Here is an 803-nt window from a genome sequence, read left to right as displayed (position 1 = left end):
GGACGCTGGAACTTGAACTCGTTGCCCTTGAAGAGGACATCGTAAAAGCCCCACGTTTTAGCGCTCAGAACCGACGGATACCCCATCTCGCCGGTCTTCGCGATCAACGCAAGACGCACGGCGCGCGAGGTCGCATCGCCCGCGGCCCACGATTTGCGCGAGCCCGTATTCGGCGCATGACGATAGGTGCGCAGCGAGTGACCATCGACAAAAGCCAGCGACACCGCGTTGATGAGTTCGTCGCGCGTGAGGCCGAGCATGTGCCCGACCACCGCCGTCGATGCGAGCTTGACCAGCAAAACGTGATCGAGCCCGACCTTGTTGAACGAGTTTTCCAGCGCGATGCAGCCCTGAATTTCGTGCGCCTTGACCATCGCAATCAGGACGTCTTTCATTGTCAGCGGCTTCTTGCCGGTGGCGACAGCGTTGCGCGACAACCAGTCGGCGGTCGCCAGAATGCCGCCGAGGTTATCCGACGGATGGCCCCATTCGGCGGCAAGCCAGGTGTCGTTGAAGTCGAGCCAGCGGATCATTGCGCCAATGTTGAAGGCGGCCTGAACCGGGTCGAGCTGAAATGAGGTGCCCGGCACCTTGGCGCCGTTGGGGACAATCGTGCCGGGCACGATGGGTCCCATCAGCTTGGTGCAGGCGGGGTAGGTAAGGGCTTCGAGTCCGCAACCGAGGGTGTCGATCAGGCAGTTGCGCGCGGTATCGAGCGCGAGCGTGCTGTCGATCGGATAGTCGAGAACGTAGTCGACTATGTCGACCAGTACGCGATCCGGCTCGGGCCGGACGTTTGAAAT

The 803-nt window shown here is 61.6% G+C and carries 1 protein-coding gene; it reads right to left on the bottom strand.

The features are described 5' to 3' along the window. A partial coding sequence (prpD, locus tag AWB64_RS30600) for a 2-methylcitrate dehydratase (protein ID WP_063493309.1) occupies positions 1 to 803 on the bottom strand: 803 nt, incomplete at both ends.

The sequence above is a fragment of the Caballeronia sordidicola genome, assembly GCF_001544455.2.
GTDB lineage: Bacteria > Pseudomonadota > Gammaproteobacteria > Burkholderiales > Burkholderiaceae > Caballeronia > Caballeronia sordidicola.
This window is presented reverse-complemented; position numbering and strand designations above follow the sequence as displayed.